Annotated in this window: 11 protein-coding genes; 7 read left to right on the plus strand and 4 right to left on the minus strand. The window is 51.7% G+C overall.

All coding sequences use genetic code 11. The annotated features are described in order from the left end of the window. Positions 1-213 precede the first annotated feature (213 nt). From VPR01S_RS21415 to VPR01S_RS21430, 4 genes are all read right to left on the minus strand, one after another. Positions 214-3,195, minus strand: coding sequence for an amino acid adenylation domain-containing protein (locus VPR01S_RS21415; RefSeq protein WP_021707455.1), 2,982 nt, complete (start codon positions 3,193-3,195; stop codon positions 214-216). A 189-nt stretch (positions 3,196-3,384) separates the two neighbouring features. Continuing rightward, on the minus strand, positions 3,385-5,835 hold the full coding sequence (locus tag VPR01S_RS21420; RefSeq protein WP_021707456.1) for a trimethylamine-N-oxide reductase 2: 2,451 nt from the start codon (positions 5,833-5,835) through the stop codon (positions 3,385-3,387). A gap of 20 nt (positions 5,836-5,855) precedes the next feature. After that, on the minus strand, positions 5,856-6,950 hold the full coding sequence (locus VPR01S_RS21425; protein ID WP_021707457.1) for a NapC/NirT family cytochrome c: 1,095 nt from the start codon (positions 6,948-6,950) through the stop codon (positions 5,856-5,858). A 336-nt stretch (positions 6,951-7,286) separates the two neighbouring features. After that, positions 7,287-7,943, minus strand: a complete 657-nt coding sequence (locus tag VPR01S_RS21430; protein ID WP_021707458.1) for a cupin domain-containing protein — start codon at positions 7,941-7,943, stop codon at positions 7,287-7,289. Positions 7,944-8,048: 105 nt separating this feature from the next. On the opposite strand from VPR01S_RS21430, the gene VPR01S_RS21435 reads away from it, so the two are divergent. The 7 genes from VPR01S_RS21435 to VPR01S_RS21460 all read left to right on the plus strand — a co-directional run bounded on the left by VPR01S_RS21435 (position 8,049) and on the right by VPR01S_RS21460 (position 19,245). Continuing rightward, on the plus strand, positions 8,049-8,975 hold the full coding sequence (locus VPR01S_RS21435) for a Gfo/Idh/MocA family protein (RefSeq protein WP_021707459.1): 927 nt from the start codon (positions 8,049-8,051) through the stop codon (positions 8,973-8,975). A gap of 148 nt (positions 8,976-9,123) precedes the next feature. Next, positions 9,124-9,300: a hypothetical protein gene (locus VPR01S_RS22900; protein ID WP_021707460.1), complete on the plus strand. Its 177-nt coding sequence runs from the start codon at positions 9,124-9,126 to the stop codon at positions 9,298-9,300. A gap of 495 nt (positions 9,301-9,795) precedes the next feature. Beyond that, positions 9,796-10,422, plus strand: a complete 627-nt coding sequence (locus tag VPR01S_RS21440; protein WP_021707461.1) for a DUF1449 family protein — start codon at positions 9,796-9,798, stop codon at positions 10,420-10,422. Positions 10,423-10,432: 10 nt separating this feature from the next. After that, positions 10,433-12,520, plus strand: a complete 2,088-nt coding sequence (locus tag VPR01S_RS21445) for a flotillin family protein (RefSeq protein WP_021707462.1) — start codon at positions 10,433-10,435, stop codon at positions 12,518-12,520. A 61-nt stretch (positions 12,521-12,581) separates the two neighbouring features. Further along, positions 12,582-17,453: a DNA repair ATPase gene (locus VPR01S_RS21450; protein ID WP_021707463.1), complete on the plus strand. Its 4,872-nt coding sequence runs from the start codon at positions 12,582-12,584 to the stop codon at positions 17,451-17,453. Further along, the gene (locus VPR01S_RS21455) at positions 17,450-18,154 is read left to right on the plus strand and encodes a phospholipase D-like domain-containing protein (protein WP_021707464.1); all 705 of its coding nucleotides are present in this window, start codon (positions 17,450-17,452) and stop codon (positions 18,152-18,154) included. Before VPR01S_RS21450 ends, VPR01S_RS21455 begins: the two co-directional genes overlap by 4 nt. Positions 18,155-18,165: 11 nt before the next feature. Next, on the plus strand, positions 18,166-19,245 hold the full coding sequence (locus VPR01S_RS21460) for a toxic anion resistance protein (RefSeq protein WP_021707465.1): 1,080 nt from the start codon (positions 18,166-18,168) through the stop codon (positions 19,243-19,245). Positions 19,246-19,299 lie beyond the last annotated feature (54 nt).

Here is a 19,299-nt window from a genome sequence, read left to right on the forward strand (position 1 = left end):
TTTGAGCTTGTTTGTAAGTGAGGCTGCCTTTTTCAACCTCATCCACTACGGTGAGTTTAAAAGCGAGGGAGTAATCGCGCTGAGTTCTTTTAGTGGTTGATTTCATAACACTCTCCAATTTTGGGGTTGGAAAGTGTCAACCTTATTTAGGACGTTACATTCCTTTAAGAAAAGGCGCTGAGTATTCAGCGCCTTTTTCGTCCCCCCGCTCGGTTATGCGTTGAGCGGTCGATAGCCGAAGGAAGCCTCCAGATACCGTGCCAGCATCGCTTTATCAAACACGGGCTCCTCAATGGTGCTGCCACGAAGAAAACGAGCGGTGTTCTGGTTATCAAAAATATACGTATCCTGATAGAGCTCGACCGTGGAGAGTCCGTCCACCACATTGTCTTTAAACAAGCTGAGCAGCGGGTATAGTGGCGCGTTGCTATCCTGCTCCCATTGGGCACGCCACTCAGGGTAGGGCATACTTTTCAATGACAGATCAAAGCTGTTATTCAATCGCTGAAAGAACGCTTCAAGCGAGAGGTTGTTGCTGTGTTGATGAATGAGATTGAACTTCAACCCCAGTGCTTTAGGGTTACGGCTGATGTAGGCGATAGCCTGAGTCATGTAATCGACCGTGGTCAGCCCTTCGTAAAGGTCTCTCAGCTGCGGCGCTGAGCCGGTCTGCAGACAAGTTTCAACTAGGCGCCCCCACCACTGATAGTTGGCGCTGACCCCGGTTTGGCTGTGGCACGTCGCGTAACCGAGGCGAAAGGTCATCACGGGCAAACCCGAGTGGGCCGCCTGATCCGCGATTTTCTCCATTACCCATTTGCTGCGCACGTAGCCGATGTCGGCGCTGACCGCCGCTAAGTTCTGATCAATATCATCGTGCTCGTACATGACGCGTTTGCCGGTAAACCGTTGTCCCCAGCTGTAAACCGAAATGGTTGAGAGCAGCACCAAAGGTTTGGTTTTGTGCTCTGCAGCAAAGGCGATGATTTGTTGCAGCCCCTGAACGTTGTCACGTCGCATGTAGGAATAGGGCTGAATAAAATTGACGGCACTGGCGCTGTGGTAAATCACATCGACTTGTTGACACAGCGCGTCGTAAGTGGCGTCCAGCAATCCCAGATGCGTATCCGCGATGTTACCCGCCAGCGGTTGGATGCGTTCCAGTTGATGTTCTGACAACCCAATTCGGTAGCGTTTCAGGACATCCAGAAGACGTTGTCCGGCATGTTCTGGTGAGCGTCCCCGCACCAAGCAACAGATATTCGCATTTGTTGTGCGGAGTAACTCGGCCAATAAATGAGCCCCGACAAAACCGGTCGCGCCGGTCAGCAGAATCAGTTGTGGTGCTGACAACTGATGGTCGTTGCATGGTGCTGAAATTTTCCATCCTGATGGCAATTGAATATCTTGCTGTAGCACCTGAGAAGGTTCGCGATCCAGATCGGATGGCTGCGCATGACGTCGGGTTTCCAGAGCGGCTGCCAGGGCGTTGAGCGAGGGGTACTCGTACACATCCCGGACGTACGTTTTGATGCCCAACCGACGGCTGACTTGAGTGATCATGCTGACGGCCAACAACGAGTCCCCACCAACATCAAAAAACGCATTCTGAGGGCGAATATCATTTACCCCCAGTAACTCTGACCATACGGCCGCTATAGCAGCCTGTGTGTCAGTGAGCGCTTCCGACGGGGTCATAACCTCTGCGGCAAGGCGGGTTTCAAGATCTTGCGTTAACCGATTCAGGTCCACTTTACCATTCTCCGTTAAGGGGAAATGGGTCAGCACTTCGATGAAGTTGGGTTGAAAATAGTCCGGTAGTAACGTTTTCAGGTGCTGACGCAGCTTGGTTTTAAGGTTGTCAGGCTCTTCCTGACTGATGACAAAGGTCGCAATGCGTTTCGAATGGGCAGATTCTGGGTGAATCACCCGTGTTGCCACATGGGTGATCTCCGGCAGTTCTTGGACCACGCGGTTCAGCTCAGCCAGTTCAATCCGGTTACCTCGGATTTTAATCTGATCGTCCAGTCGGCCCAGATACTGATATTGACCGTTGTTGAGCTCAATCACCCGGTCGCCGCTGCGAAACAGCACTTCCTGGCATAATGTTGGCAGGCGGACGAATTTGCTCTGATTGAGTTCAGGTGCGTTGAGGTAACCCTGTGCCACGCCGGGGCCGGTGATGTAGAGTTCTCCGGCTTGGCCCCGTGCGACCGGTTGCTGTCGTTCATCAAGGACAAACAGACGTGCTCCGGCGACAGGGTAGCCGATGCTGGCTGGCTGATTGCGGCGACGACATTCCACCAGATGACAGGTGGTGAAGATTGTGGTTTCGGTTGGTCCGTAGTAGTCGACCAGGGTATATGGGATGCCTTGTAAGTCTACCGGACTGAGTTTCTCGCCGGCGGTAAACAGATATTGCAGGTTGAGATTGTCCGGCTGCGGTGCGGCGAGCACCTCCGGTACCATCACGGTTGGCACAAACGCATGGGTTAGCTGATGGTGAGCAAAGTTCTCCAGCAGCGCATGGGGATCGAGCCGGATATCGTCATCAGGCAGACAGAGCGTAGCCCCACAGCACAGCGGAGACCATAGTTCCCACTGAGCGACATCAAAGCTGATCCCGGCCATTAACGACGATCGGCTGGCACAAGACATGGCGAAGCGTTGATTGTGGCAGTGGATCAGATTCCACAACGAGGCGTGGGAAATCATTACGCCTTTTGGTGCACCAGTGGTGCCGGAAGTGAAAATCACGTACGCTGTCATCGACGCAGAAACCGTAGTGGTCTTACGAGTATAGTGAGGCAATTTATCCAGCGTGTTGATGGCAATGAGCGGCTTATCGGTGTCGTCTGGCAGGATATCGCTGCGACTGGTTAAGATCAGTGGTGCGTCGATCTGGTCGAGGATCGTCTGCACCCTTTTGTCCGGATAGCGTGCGTCAATCGGGACATAGGCAGCGCCGGCTTTGAGAATGGCCAGCACGCCGATGATCAGTTCAGCGTCGCGGTGAGCGATCAGTGGCACGAGATCGTTCGGCTTAACGCCCTGATGCTGGATCAGCCCGCACAGTTTGTCGCTGAGTTGGTCCAGTTGCTGATAGCTTAAAGTGTGCTGGGAGGTGACCAGCGCTGTGTGGTGGGGATATAAGTCTTTTTGATGAGCGAATTGATCGAGTACGGTCAGAGTCATAATGAACTCCTGTTGTGTTATCGAGAAAGGCAACGACAAGAGTGTAGGGTGATTAACCCTGTTTATTTTAAGGGAATGTGCGATATAAGATCTGGCTCATAAAGGTAAGCGGAATAATCACGTGATTGGTCATTAATCTGGTTGGGACAATAAAAAAGCCGACGTTGCGCCGGCTTTGAACGTACTGATTTATCCGTTTTTTGGTGGTATGAAAGCCGTCAGCTCTAACTCTGGTCCGGTGTACTTCTCAATCCGTACCAGGGCTGAGTTGGCAGCGCAGCCGTTGGCCAGGCGTGATGTCGGGATGTCGAGTGTCAGCACGTTCGCACCGCCGTTTTTACAGATCCCTGTCTGCTGATCCAGATCTGGCCAGCCGCCTTCGTGGATACAAACGGAGCCCTGTTTGATGCGGTCTGTTATCTGAGCACCGACCAGTACCTGACCACGGCTATTGAATGCGCGCACCAGATCGCCGGTTTTGATTCCGCGTGCCTCGGCATCGTGCGGATGAATCCAGATCGGCTCCCGGTTGGCAATCGCGTAGTCATCGCGCAGCTTAGCGTAGTTGAACTGGCTGTGAAGGCGATCCGCCGCGTGTGCTGTCATCAACTGCAATTCATCCGGTTGGGCGTTGCCGGTGTATTCAGTCGGCTCCAGCCAAGTTGGATGTGGAGGGCAGTCTTTGAGGCCGAATCCTTCGATGGTTTTCGAGTAGATCTCAATTTTACCGCTAGGCGTGCCAAGTGGATTAAGTATCGGATTCTCACGGAAGTCTGCATATCGCACGAACTGGGCATTTTTCTCGTTCCACTTCATTTCGATCAGCTGATTCTCTTGCCAGAACTGGCTGAAATTCGGCATGGCGACCCGGGCTCCGCGTCCGCTTTGCTGTGCCGCTTTGTAGAAACCATACAGCCACTCCATTTCCGTTTTTCCTTCGGTAAAGACTTCGTAGCCACCCGGTTTGATCAGCTCAGCCATGTCAGCGAACACATCGAAATCGTTGCGCGCTTGGCCCTGCGGCTCGACCACTTGTTTCATTGGCACCAGATGCTGGTTGCTGTAGTCACCCGTCATGGTCAGGTCATTACGTTCAAACGTGGTGGTGATCGGCAACACAACATCGGCATGTTTCGCGGCCGCCGTCCAGTAAGGCTCTGAAATGACGATTAGCTCAGGCTTTTGCCAGGCGTTGATCAGGCGGTTGGTGTCCTGGTGATGGGTGAAGTTGGCACCGCCTGCCCACCAGATCATTTTGATATCCGGAAAGACCAGTTCATGTCCGTTGTGCTGGTATGGGGCACCCGGATTCTCCAGTGCTTCGACAATACGCGCCACCGGGAAGCTTTGCACTGCCCCAGACACCGCCCAATCATTCCCGGCCGACGAGCCGCCGCCGATCGAGGCTGAAATGGCGGGCAAAACGCCAGCGTCGCGTGCGGGGTTGCCGCCGTTGGAGTAGTGGTAAGAGAAACCAAATCCACCTCCAGGCAGACCGATCTGACCCAGCATGGCGGCCAGTGTCACTAACATCCAATGGCGCTGCTCACCGTATTGCTGGCGCTGCATTCCCCAGCCGGCCATCAGCATTGTGCGGTTTTTGCTGAAGATATCGGCCAGCACGGTCAATTGCTTGGCGGGGACACCACAGATGCCGGCCGCCCATTCGGCGCTTTTTTCCACGCCATCTTCTTTCCCGAGCAGGTAGGCCTCGAACTGGTCGTAGCCGGCGGTGTATTTATCGAGAAACGCTTTGTCGTGTTTGCCTTGGACGATCAGCGTATGGGCAATACCCATCATCATGGCAACATCGGTCATCGGGTGCGGGGCTACCCACTGCGCATTGTCACCGAAAAACTCGACGGTTTCTGAACGAATCGGGTCGATCGCAATCACGGTTTTACCGGACTTTTTCAACTGGTGGAAAAATTCCAATCCGGCGCAGTCGGTTGATGTCCAGGCAATCTTCAGCGTGTTAATCGGGTTCAGCCCCCACAGAACCACGACATCACTGTGTTCCAGAACGACAGGGTAGGTGGTTTGCTGTTCGTATACCTCGATTGAGCCAACCACGTGCGGCATGATCACTTGTGCCGCACCGGTTGAGTAGTCACCCAGATGACCAGAATAGCCACCGGCCAGGCTCATGTAGCGCTGCAGCAGGGTTTGGGCTTTGTGCAAAATACCGCTTGAACGCCAGCCATAAGAACCGGCGAAAACCGACGACGGACCATACTGTTTCCGAATGCGCATGTGCTGTTCGTGAATCAGTTTGTACGCGTCATCCCAAGATACGCGGACAAACTCATCTTTACCACGCAGACCCTGAGGGGCTGCCGGGTTGGCCAAAAATCCTTTGCGCACCATCGGGTATTTGACTCGCGCTTTGGTGTAGACCTGGTCCGGCCCGGTGCTTTGCAGGCTGTTTGGAACGGTTTGTGCCAGCGCATTGGTGGTGGACACCAGTTTGCCATCTTTGACTTCACACAGCATCGGCCCCATGCGGCCTGCGGTCAGAACACCAGATCCGCGTTGTTGGGAAGCGGCCAGTGAAACAGGGGAGAATGACGTGAACGCCAGCGCACCTGCTGCGGTCATTCCGGTACCTTTAAGAAAGCCGCGACGAGAGATATCAGTCATAGTTTTATCCTTCATATTCCTTAGTGACCTACCACATCTTTCGCGTGGTGCTGGAAGAACTTGGTGAGAATTTCCAGGTTCTGGTCGGTAATATCCGTCCGTTCCCCCATACTCTTCGCAACCGGACCCCAGGCATTCACCGTGAAGTGATTGGCCGGGATTTTGGCGTGACACGTTGAACAGTAAACATTGTCCAGCTCTTCCGCGTATTGCCATATTGGATCTAAGGTATCCAGAACCGGCTCAGTAATGTTGGCGGTCAGGGCGACTTCACGCCATTCATTCCCGTAAGCGTCGGCTTGGAAGTCCCCCGCTTGCAACGCTTTTTGCCCAGCATCGGTCAGGGTGGCGACGATGGAGCGCTGTCCTTCACCCATATACAGAACCTGTTCGGCTCCTTTCATCTGGTAGGCATTTAAGGTCACTGTGCGGTTATCACCATCGGCTTTAACTACGTCCAGTTTGGTGGTGGGGTTGATGGTACCAAGATCGCCCATCGCAATCGTCGTGGCGGGATAAACTGTGGTCGCACCCGGGGCTGTTTGCTTGGTAAAGCCTATCAGGGTATCGAAGGCTTTACTGTCGAGCTGAGCTTCCGGAGCAAAGTGAGCTACGCCTTTGTGACAGTCAATACAGGTTTGATTGTTGGCCACGGCGTATTCGTGCATTTTCGCCGCATCACGGGATTGTTCATATTGCTCCATGGCACCGAAATCGTGACAAGAGCGGCAGGTGGCGGAGTCGTTGGCACGGAATTGGTCCCACACCATTTCGGCCAGTTCTTTGCGGTGTGTTTCGTATTTCTCCGCTGTATCGATCTTACCAGTGACAAACTCATGGTAGATGTCTTTGGTGGCGCGGATCTTGGTCACCAGATAACTCATTGGGTCGGTTGGAATGTGACAGTCGGCACACTCTGCGCGAATCCCCTTGGCATTGCTGAAGTGAACAGAACCCTGGTACTCCTTATACGGTATTTCCATTGAGTGGCAGGAAAGACAAAATTCGGTACTGGAGGTGTAGTGCATCACCGCCGCCGAACCCCCTAGTGTCAGCCAGCCGATACCAATACCGACGGCCGCGATCAGTGCGATATAACGTTTTTTTATAGACATAGTTTTTAATATCTTCTAACAGATTTACACATTGCATCACAAAGTGTAGCCCTTTAGAGGTAGGTCGTGTTGACGCTGATCATATCCTTGAATAAAGCAGGGATTTTTTTGCAATTATTGCAATGGCTCAAAATAAATTTTTGATACTTATGGGATTTTATTGTTAATTACAGGTTTCTTATTCTGGATTCTGTCTATAATTTATCGCTATAAATCATCATTATGAATGCTTTATCGGCAGAGAACGCCGCACAGGTAAGCTGTCCAACGAAGTGAGAGCGGCCCATCGATTTCAGGCATGTTTTTGTGGTCATAACGGGTGCGGAGCATGCGGCATCAGCGCGGGGCAAGGTGACCGGTTTTGCACCAGATGACGGTTTCCTGTTTGACGAACAGATGGTGCGCGTTGCCTTGTGGATTGCGAATCCAACAACCTGACGGGTATGCCCCGAATTCATCGTTTAACGTACCGCTCAGCACCAGGATTTCTTCACCACCGCCATTGGCCGGACAACATTGCTCGCCCGCATTCAGTTTGAGCAATCGAACGTGTTCATCGTCGAACTCATGCAGTGATCGCTCCTGAATCCCCTCTGAATTGGTTTGCCAGGGGACGTTGTTGGTCGCGATACGCACCTCCGACAGATCGTCTTGACTGAACTGATTGAGTTTGACCAGAATTACACAGCCTTCCTGACTAAATGGGGCGTGTTGGCTACCGGGGGGATTGCGCAGATAACTGCCGGCCGGATAATCACCGTGTTCATCGGAAAACACACCTTTAAGAACCAGAATTTCTTCCCCTAAGGGGTGTGGATGGGGACGAAATGTGCAGCCAGGATCGTAGCGCACCACACTCGTCGTGTGGCCGGATTCCCGGGCCTCGCGCTCCAGTGGTTTACGCCACACTCCGGGTGCTGGACTGGACTGCCAGATCTGTTGTGTCGTGTGGATGACCACTCGTTGCGAAAAATCCATATTGAGATGATTCATGCTGCCTTACCTCGTTGCGGATTATGTTAAGGTTATCTCATATCGGATGGGGCTGCCGCAATTCTGCGCAGACAACGCCACCGCACAGGCAGTGAAAGGATCAGCATGAAAATAGGAATCATCGGTCTGGGCGATATTGCCCAGAAAGCATATCTACCCGTCATGGCGCAGTTAGAAGGGATCGAATTGGTGTTTTGCACCCGCAACCTCAAGACTCTGACCCAACTGGCGCAGCGCTATAGGGTAAACGAATATTGTCAGGATTATCGGACGTTGCTTAACATGCAAGTGGATGCAGTAATGATCCATGCCGCGACTCAGGTGCACGTTGAAATCGCCGCATTTTTCCTCGAACAGGGCATTCCAACGTTCGTGGATAAGCCGCTCGCAGACAGTGCAGAGGAGGTGGAGTCGCTCTATCAACTGGCCGGAAAAGTTAACCAGCCATTGTATGTCGGTTTTAACCGCCGTCACATTCCGTTGTTCAATCAACATGTGCCCGAACTGGGGCATCACCAGTGCGGTGAGCTGCTGGCGTTGCGCTGGGAAAAACACCGCCATGCGCAGCCAGGCGATGTGCGCACGTTCATTTTCGACGATTTTATTCATCCGCTCGACAGCGTCAATCTCGACGCCAGAGACGGCCTTGAAGATGTTCACATCACCTGGCAAAAGCAGGGCCATCAGCTTGGGCGCCTTGATGTGCAATGGCAAGCGGGGGAGACATTACTGCACGCTTCGATGAATCGTCAGTTCGGTATGACCACTGAAACGGTCTCGGCCGATTACCTCAATCGCGGTGTACGCTTTGATTCGTTCGTTGCAGGCAGAGACTGGCGTCAGGGGCAGGAATGCAGGTTGATGTTGCCGGATTGGACGCCGATGCTAACCAGTAAGGGCTTCGAAGCGATGATTCACGACTGGATCAGGGTGGTGGAACAAGGGCGTTTGCCTCATAAGGTGGCCGAACGTAATGTGGCCAGCCATCGGTTAGCGGACGCAGTATGCCGGAAAATAGAACAATTGTTTTAACTGAGATAAGAAAAATAATACGCAATCATATGCTTATTGTGGTGGCCGGAGTTTTGTGCTCTGGTTGCGCCGTGGTTTGATGAATCTTCACTATACTTTCACTGTGAACAGTGAGTAGACCAGTGGTTAGAGGACCTGAGGAGGCAACATGGAACTGCGGAATAAAACGGGTGAAGTTACTCATCTGGCAGACAATCTGACGCTAAAAGAAGTTAAAGAGATGGGATTTACTATCGACTTGTGCGATGAGTCTTACGATCCGAATGAACATTGGCAGGCGAAAGCCGATCGTTCACGCCAGCAAAGGCAATACCCTGACGAATAAACACGTAGCATAAACCGAGTCTCTTAGGCTCGGTTTTTTGTTGCCTCTCATACGTAACTCTCATTCCGTGTACTCCACCCTCCTCCATGTCTGTTGGCTCTTGATGCGAATAACGCCATTTTTTATTTTGTTATTGCCTTTAAATACATTTTTGTTAATAACGTTGTTGTTTGAGATGTCAATTTTATGCAATGTAAGCAGGAATATTCTTATTCGTAAGACAAGTAAGTCATAACCGAAATTTATAATTCTGACTTCGTTAGGTTTTATTTTAGCGTTTTGCTACAGGAATGGTCTTATATTAGTTTTTTCAAATGTATGATCTTTTGCGAGATGGTACAAAATCGTGATATTAAATTTTATTTCTTTAAATTAGTTCAGAAACATAAATCAATAAATTAAATGTAATTTTTGTTTTCCATTATATAATGCCGAAAATACTTATTTGGTATTTATAAAAATAACAATTATAAATTTATAAAAGAGTTAATAAATATGACGATAAATGAGATGTTGGACTTGTTGTTGGCGTTTCCAACCAATGTGTTTTTTGTGCCTTTTCTGCTGTTCCTGGCGATTATGCTGGTCGATCTGATCTTCAACGTCGTGGAAAGCGTCGCTCCGGATATGGAAGCGTTTGATCTGGACAATATCCCGGGCGCCGGTTTGTTCCTGCCGCCGATTTTGACCCAGGTACCGATTATGATCGTGCTGTGTGTGAGCTTCTTTGTCGCAACCATCCTGTCATTTTATGTGAGCCAGGGATTGACGTTATTACCGCAAATAATCGGGTTTGGATTTGTCAAGGCGGTGACGATTCCAGTCAACGCTTATCTGGCATTGTTTATTGCGGCCTGGCTACTGAAGCCTCTGGCACCGTTATTTGATAAAAAGAAAAGTTTTGCCAAAGTTGATTTCATTGGCTTAAAAGGCCGTGTTCACAGCGGTACGGTGAATCAACAGCGTGGTGAAGTCATGGTACACCACAATGGCAGTGAATTCTTACTTGATGCTCGTGCGTCTGAATCTGAGTTATCAATAGAATATGGCGATGAAGTCGTCATCGTATCCCAAGATAAAACAACAAATCACTATATAGTGGCTAAAGATATCCAAGCATAAGGAGTTGGCTATGCAAATTTCTCCAAGCGTAATTTTTATTAGTGCTGGAGTCGGTATTTTTTTACTGATTTTAATTTTTTTGACGTCGAGATATAAGAAAGTTCGAGGTGAAGGTGACGCACTGATCGTCAACGGATTGCACGCCACGCGTGCGTCTCTGACGGGTACCTTTGTCTGGCCGGTGATCAACCAACACGAATACATGGACATTACCCGCAAGAAAATTTCTGTTGTCCGCAGTGGCCGGAAAGATCAGGAAGGGGAAGAGTACGAAGGTCTGCATTGTCGCGACAATATTCGTGCTGACCTGAAAGTGGATTTCTACATTGGTGTGAACCATGAAGAAGAAGACATCATCCGTGTGGCGAAGCTGTTTACGGCTCACGAAGCGTCAAACATCGACCGCCTGAAAGAACACTTCCAGCCTAAGTTCTCTGAAGCGCTGAAAACAGCAGTGAAACAGTTTGAATTTGAAGAGCTGCTGACGAACCGCCGTGCATTCCGTGACGCCGTGGTCGAAGTGATTGGCAGTGAGATGGACGGGTTTAAAATCTACGATGTGGTGATCGACAAAGTCGACCAGACTTCGCTGGATGCGCACAGTGCAGACAACATTCTGGACGTGGAAGGTATCCGTAAAATATCGATGATTACTGCGCAGAAGAATACTGAAACCAACGCCATCCGTCAGGATGAGCGGACCACGATGAAGAAGAAAAATGTCGAAGCGGAAGCCAATCGACTGCAACTGGACAAACAGGAGCAGGAAAGTGTAGCCCGCACTCGACGTGAAATTGAAATCATCAAAGCGCAAGAAGAAGCGCTGGCGGCAGAAAAACGCGAAGAGTATGAACGCGTTACTCAACTGGCGAAGCTGGAAACCGAAGAAGAAGTGTCGAAACGACGTGAAAGCGTAGAGATGGAAGTCGAAATGACGCGCATCGCGAACCAGCGTCAAGTTGCGATTCAGCAAGAAGAACTGACTCGTTCGGTAGAGACTGAGAAAGTCCGCACCGCCACGGAAGTGGCTGAACGTGAAATGCAAAAAGAAACCACCATTGAAGAATCACTGAAATCGGTGGCAGAAACGCGTTCTCAGCGGGTTGAAATCGAACGCAAGATCGCTCGCGAAGAAGAAGAGACGGAAAACCTGCGTGTGCATGAACAGGTTAACCGTCAAAAGCGTGTGACGCTGACGGAAGCGGAAGCGCTGGCAGAAGCTAAACAGCTTGAGTTGCTGGTGGCGGCCCGTGCCGAGAAAGAAGCGGCGCGTGAAAAAGCCGAGCGTCTGCTGATTGAAAATGACGCTGAACTGAAGATTCGTACCCGTGACGCTGAAAATGCGCTGGCTGTGAAGACACGCGAAGCGGAAGCGGAGCAGATCGTCACAACCAAACGTGCGGAAGCGGATTACGTGTCGAAAGAGCGTGAAGCGGCGGCGAAAGAGCGTATGGCCAAGGCCGAGAAAGAGATGATCAGCTCGACTGGCCTAGCGGAAGTGGAAGTCGAACGTGAACGTGCATTGGCGATTCGTGAAGTGGGTGAAGCCGAGGCGTACACACTGCAAACCGCCGGTGAAGCGGAAGCTCAGGCTCTGCGTGCGAAAGGTTTGGCGGAAGCGGAAGCTCAGACTGCGCGCTTTGAGGCTGCGCAGCAATACGACGAGCACACGCGTGAACACGATAAGTGGGTGATGCAACTGCAACAGGATAAAGAGCTGGAAATCGCGCGTATCGATGCGCAGAAAGCCGTGGTCAGTGAAAATGCGAAAGCCCTGGCACAAGCCCTGGCTCAAGCTGATATCAAACTGTTCGGTGGTGAAGGTATGGAGCAAATTCGCCGTACTATCATGGATGCGGCCGCAGTGGACGCTAAATTTGCCGAATCTAAAGTACTGAATCCACTAGTGTCTGAGTACGTTGATGGTCAGCGCAGCATGCCGCAAGACATCAAAGACATCCTGGAGAACACAGACCTGAAGAGCAGCGACCTGAGTAACGTCGCGCTGGCTGGTTTGTTGAACTCTCAGGGCGGGGCGACGGAGCTGCTGAAGAAAATTCAGGCAACTCTGAACACGTCTGCTGACACCAATCAATAAACTACGTCGATAATCCCACATGATCCCGCCCGATGAGAGGCGGGATCGATTAGGTAATTGCATGTCCGAAACAACTCAACAAGCAGTGAGCGAGGGTGGGGCGTACGAAATACTGAAATCCCGTTTATTTCAGCAAGGTAAACAGCTCAAAACCCTTTCTCAGACTTTCAATCAGAATCGTCAGGCCATTTTTGGCGGCCGTGAGAGCCAACTGGTCGGTAAGGCGAATGTTCAGACGGAAGCGCGCTCGATCCCTATCGATATGGCGCAGGTCAATCAACAACTCCTGTTCGGTTATCAGGTTCACCTTGGCCTCAAAGCGGCGCCTTCGCTACAAGATGTGTTTGGTTTATACCAACTGCATGAACAAGATGGCACGTTCCGCATCGAGCCGTTGCCACTGGAAAACAGCTTCCTGACCGATCCCCGTTTCCTGCACGAATTCACCGAACTTTTTACGTACTACAGCGACGCTAAGCTGACGCAAATCTCGCGTCAGGAAAGCGTGCTCTATATCGTATTTCAGATTGGTATGCGGGTCGAAGACCGCAAGGTGTTCCGTTTCCAGCTCAATGCTAACTCGGTCGAGTATCTGGATGCGTTGGGCAATCAGCACCTTGAAAGTGTGCAGCAGCACGATGTGCAGTGGATCACCACCACACGTGAAGACCATGTTCTGGGAACGCACCCTCATGTGTCGATCCGCGACAAGTTGTTCGTCGAATGTGTCGGAGGTGATCTGACCATCAAGATCGAGGACAACACCGATGATGGCAAAGGCATCTACCGCGAAGAAGTCGAAGATCCACACCAGAGCGTGGCCGATGCCCTGATTGAGTACGCCTTTATCGGCGACCTGATCGCACTGAAAATCAAGCCGAACCGCGAAAAAGATTCACGTTACTTTATCTATAACCCTATCAATCAAACCGTAACCCGGGCGGATGCGCTGCGGCACAGCATCAAAGCGCTGCCGGAAGATCACGGCGTGCTGTTTTCTCATGGTTATGTGTTGGCGAACGGCGAAAGTAAGCTGTTTGACATGCCCTGGCAGCATTTGAAGTTTTTCCAGAAGATCGCCTCGCCTAACGGGGAAGATCTGATCTACTTCTTTTTCAATATGTTGGATGGTCACTACGTTGGCTTCACCTACAACATGATTGAGAAACAATTCGCCGCGCCGCTGGAAAGCCACGGTTTCAGTCTCTACCCGGATGGCCGTATGCTGGTGTTCCAGTTGTCGGAAAACGCAGAAGCGTCCACCATCCATCCCCTGCGTATCTGGGACACCCCGTTCTCGACGCCGGAACATTACGCCGCGCAAAACGCCAGTGCGGATGGTTCCAGCCCGCTGTTTAATCTTGGCAATGCTGAACTGGTGCGTGCACTCTCGTCGGTATTGTCGATTTGCCAGCTCGCGCAGACAGAGGACGTGACCCAGGCCGCTTTTGAAGTCCTGCTGAAAGAGTGTCAGAGCACACTGGATCACTATCACTGGCTCAATCACGGTTACGCCCTGGGTATGGGGGAGGTGATCAACAGTCTGATGGACACAGCAAACAAAATCATTGATGAGTTTGCCAAAGTCCTGCAGATGCAAAAGCACGCGACAGAGAGTTTGGGTGAGCATCAACAAGCTGTCAGAGATCTGATCGCCAAAATTAAGCTGGCACCGAAAGAGCAGGCCAATGTGCTGCTCAGCCTGCTATCCGATGTGAAGGCCCAGGTGGGCACCACCATGGCACTGCGCCAGCAACATTACATGGATGCGGCCAGCGTCGATACGATGCTGGAGACACTGCAAGCGAACCGCGAACAGCTCAATCACCAACTGCTGGCGCTGTTGCAGGAAGAAAAAGCGTATCAGCCATTTAAGCAGCAGATTCAGGATATTGAAGCGGCTTTGGTGGACGTGAGTAAAACAGCTGATATTCAGGAGTTGCAGGCACAGGTCGACACATTGCGTGCAGACCTGCAACTGGTGACGGAAGAGGTCACGGAAATTGAAACCGATGACCCGACTCAGTCAACCCGTATTCTGGATATGACCACCGAAGTGTCATCGCTGCTCAATGCCGTGTCTGCTCGCTTGCGTAATAAGACCCAGAGCCTGCAAAGTCACGAAGCCCAGGCAGAGTTCAGTGCTCAGTTCAAACTGCTGGGTCAGTCGGTCAGCAGCGCGATGGAGCAAGCGGACACACCAGACGAATGTGATACGCAACTGGCGAAACTGGTGGGGCAACTCGATAAGCTGGAATCGCGTTTTGCTGACTTCGATCAGTTTCTGGCGGAAATCTACGCCAAACGGGACGAAATTCAGTCGACACTCGACAACCACAAGCAGCAATTGATCGCCGCGCAGCAGCGCCGGGTACAGAACCTGCTGCAGGCCGCCAACGTTACGATGAGCAGCATCGAAAAGCGGGTATCGCGTTTTGACGAGGTGTCTTCGCTCAACAGTTACTTCGCCACCGATGCCATGGTGTTAAAGCTGCACCAGTTGTCTCAGTCGATTCGTGATCTGGGTGACAGCGTCAAAGCCGACAGCCTGGACGCGCGGATGAAGTCACTGCAGGATCAATCGCTGCGTGCGCTGCGTGACAATCAGGATATTTTCGAAGATGGCGGCAAGGTGCTGCGTCTTGGCCGACACAAATTCAGTGTCAATCAGCAGGCCCTGGATCTCAGTCTGGTGGAGCACAACAAACAGTTGTGCACGCACATTTCCGGGACCGATTTTTATCAGCCGATTGTCGATGACGCGTTTTTGTCTTTACAGCAAATTGCACGCTTGGATGTGTCGTCGGAAAGTGAGTCGGTGTACCGAGGCGAATACCTCGCCTACCTGATGCTAAACAGTGCCATCAATAAGCAGGACGATCTGTCGTTGGAGAGGCTCTATCGAGCCAACCGCGAGAAACAACTGCTGTCACAGGTGCAAAGCTTTGCAGCGCCACGCTACAAAGAAGGCTACGTCAAAGGGATTCACGATCACGATGCGGCTTTGATTCTGCAACGTGTGCTGCCGACGTTTGAGCAAGCCGGGCTGTTGCGGTTTAGTCAGGCCGCTCGCGCCCACGCGTTACTGTGGTTGATGGCCCAAACGCAAGAGGTGCTGGATAGCTGGACTCAGCAGGCTAAAAATGCCCAGATGCTGAAAGAGCACCTCAACTCCTCGCAGGCGTTTGTGCAACTTCAACAAGCGCTGGCAGACACCATATCCGGTCATGCCGCACTTGAGAGCAGCGAGTACCTGATCCGCTTGCTGGCGGTGCCTGATGTGCAAATCGACGTCAGTCAGGATGCGTTTGAACTGTGTGAAGACTATCTGCAATACCGTCGCAGCCTTGGCTGGAATGGCGATGACCATCCGTTGAATGAGGCGTTTGCCGACCACCAGCAATGGCTGGCGGCGTACACCGAACACAAGCAGTATGGGCAAGCTTTTGTGGTGGAAGCCGCAGCGATTGCGGTATGCAAAACCCATTCGCAGCGTCTGCTCAGCAGCGTTGATTTCTCTCTCGCCTGTTCGGTGGACGGCTTGCTGGGTGAGCATGAACGGGTGAAAGAAGGCAAACTGACACTGGTTCTGGATGACTTCATTCAGCGCGGTGAACACCACCGCAGCGTAGTGGTGCCGCAGTTCGACGCTTATTTGAGCCAGCGTACCGCGCTGTTGAATCAGGCAAAAGATCAGTTCCGTCTGAGTGAGTTTAAACCACGCCCGCTGACCTCGTTTGTGCGTAACAAACTGATCAGCGACAGCTACCTGCATCTGATCGGGGATAACTTCGCCAAGCAGATGGGCACGGTGGGTGATAAGAAACGCACAGACTTAATGGGAATGCTGTTACTGATATCGCCGCCGGGTTACGGTAAGACCACATTGATCGAATACGTGGCACACAAACTGGGTTTGGTGTTCATGAAGATCAATGGCCCGTCGATTGGTCATCAGGTCACGTCGTTGGACCCCGCCGATGCACCGGATCAAAACTCTGCGCGTGAAATTGAGAAGATCAATCTGGCGTTTGAAATGGGCAATAACGTCCTGTTGTATCTCGACGATATTCAGCACACCAATCCAGAATTGCTGCAGAAGTTTATCTCGTTGTGTGACGGTACCCGACGGATTGAAGGTACCTGGCAAGGTAAGACCAAAACCTATGACATGCGTGGTAAAAAATTCGCGGTGGTGATGGCGGGTAACCCTTACACCGAAAGCGGTGAAGCGTTCCGTATTCCGGACATGCTGGCGAACCGTGCGGACATTTATAACCTCGGTGACATGTTGTCGGATCAGCAGTACGCGTTCGAACTGAGCTTTATTGAAAACTCGTTGACGTCGAACCCGGTACTGGCACCACTGGCCACCCGTGATCTCAACGATCTGTACCGTTTTGTGCAAATGGCACAGGGCGAGGGTATTGCGCTGAGTGACATGTCGTATTCCTACTCGTCCACCGAAGCCAATGAGATTGTCGCCACGTTACAGAAACTGATGCAGGTGCAGCAAACCGTGCTCAAGGTCAATCAGCAGTACATTCTGTCTGCGGCGACAGCAGATGAATACCGGGTGGAACCACCGTTCAAGTTGCAGGGATCCTACCGCAACATGAATAAGCTGGCTGAGAAGATCTCGTCGGTGATGACCGAAGAGGAGCTCAATACGTTACTGCAGGACCACTACCAGGGCGAAGCGCAGACGTTGGCCAACGGGACGGAAGAGAACCTGCTCAAGCTGGCAGAACTGCGCGGTAACCTGACCCAGGAACAGCAGGCGCGCTGGCAAGAAATTAAACTGGCGTATCAACGCAAACAAATGATGGGCGATGACAGCGACCGTGCAGGTCAGGTCGTGCAGCAACTGGCGATGCTCAACCAGCATGTGGCACGATTTGCTCAGCCAAAACAACGGGAGAAAACACAATGAACCAACAACAATGGCTCGACTGGCTGACGGCGTCGCTGGAAGATGGTCGTCTGGATGATCACGAGCGACGTGAGCTGCAATCGAGTCTGGTTGCCGCCGGTTTGTCTGATGATGATCGTGCTTACCTACGCAATCAAAGCTTTAAACTGGCACAGAAAAGCATTGAAGATGGCATGGATGCGCAAGCGGTGGTGCGCTGGTTGGAGCGAGTGGTGAAAGTGCTCGACAATACCCGCACTGACGAGGCGGCAGAAGTGGCGACCAGTTGGTTTTCTCCGGGCCGTGCATGTGCCGCCGGGATCATTGAGCAATTGCGTCAGGCCCGTAATCGCGTTGACATCTGTGTGTTTACTATTGCGGATGATGAGCTGACCAAGCACATTGTAGCGGCGCACGAACGCGGTGTTAAAGTTCGGGTGATCACGGACAACGACAAAATCAATGATGCGGGCAGTGACATTGACTATCTCGCACGCAAAGGTATTGATGTCAAGATCGACACCACCTCGTACCACATGCATCATAAGTTTGCTTTGTTTGACGGCGCACGTCTGCTTAACGGCAGTTTTAACTGGACACGCAGTGCATCACGTTACAATCAGGAAGACATCACACTGACGGACGATCGCCGCTTCCTGACCGCGTTTGCACGGCAGTTTGAAGACTTGTGGCAGCGTTTTCCCTGTCACGAGCCAACCTAAGGAGAGCTGGCATGAATACGATAACCAATCCGCAAACTCAGCCAACCGCCCCGACTGAGCCATTGCCGGAAGTGAGCCCTGAAGTGGTGGCTCTGTCTGACAGTTTTGATCCGTTTGATTCGGTGGCGACCATCACCTTTGGCAAGGAAGCGCTGGAGAAGATCACGGCCTTTTCGGACAACGTGTTGGATCAAGTGCGAGTCAGGGATACCGGTGATGCGGGTGAGATCCTCCAGTCGATGGTCGAATCCATGGACAGCGCCGCGTTTGACCAGCTAAATGGGAACAGTTTCCTGGCGAAGCTGCCACTGATCGGTGAGTTGTTTGATTCGTTCAAAAAATTCTCACGCAGTTTTGAATCGGTGAAACAGCAACTGGAGACTTTGTCCCAGCAACTGGAAGCTCAGGAAGTAAAACTGGCACACGACATCACGCAACTGGACGGGTTGTACGACAATAACCTGGAGTTGTTGCGTGGGTTGGAGCAGTTTATTGCGGCCGGAAAATACAAGCTGCAACAGCTCAACACACAGCTCTTGCCGGAACTGTTGACCATGTCTGAACAAAGCGGTGATGCACTGGATGCACAGAAGTATCGTGATGCCACGCAAGCGGTCGCGCGGCTGGAAAAACGGATCCACAATCTGGAGTTGACCCGGCTTGCCGCGGTTCAGACTGCGCCTCAGATCCGTCTGTCACAGGAAGGCAATAAGATGTTGATGGAAGATATTCAGGATATCGTTCACAACACCTTCCCGTTGTGGAAACGTCAGTTCCTGATCGCCATTTCCAATTATGAAAAGGAAAAGGCGCTGACGGTAACACGTGCGGTGAAAGACTATACCAACAAGCAATACGTGAAGAACGCGGAACGCTTGAAAGTATTGGAAGAACAGATCGCCGAAAACTACCAGCGCGGTATTCTGGATGTGGAATCACTGCAGGCGGTCAATCAACTGACCATCGAAACGCTCAACAACACCTTGTCCCGAGTTAAAGAGGGGCGGGCGCAAAGGGAAAAAGCCGAGAAAGTGATCGCGCAAGCTGAGCAGGAGCTCAAAGTGGCGCTGCAACAATCTCTGCAACGCTGATCGCCCTCTTATCGGGTGTTCATACAAGCCCGGCTGCCTGTGCAGCCGGGCTTT

The sequence above is a fragment of the Vibrio proteolyticus NBRC 13287 genome (genome assembly GCF_000467125.1).
Taxonomy (GTDB): domain Bacteria; phylum Pseudomonadota; class Gammaproteobacteria; order Enterobacterales; family Vibrionaceae; genus Vibrio; species Vibrio proteolyticus.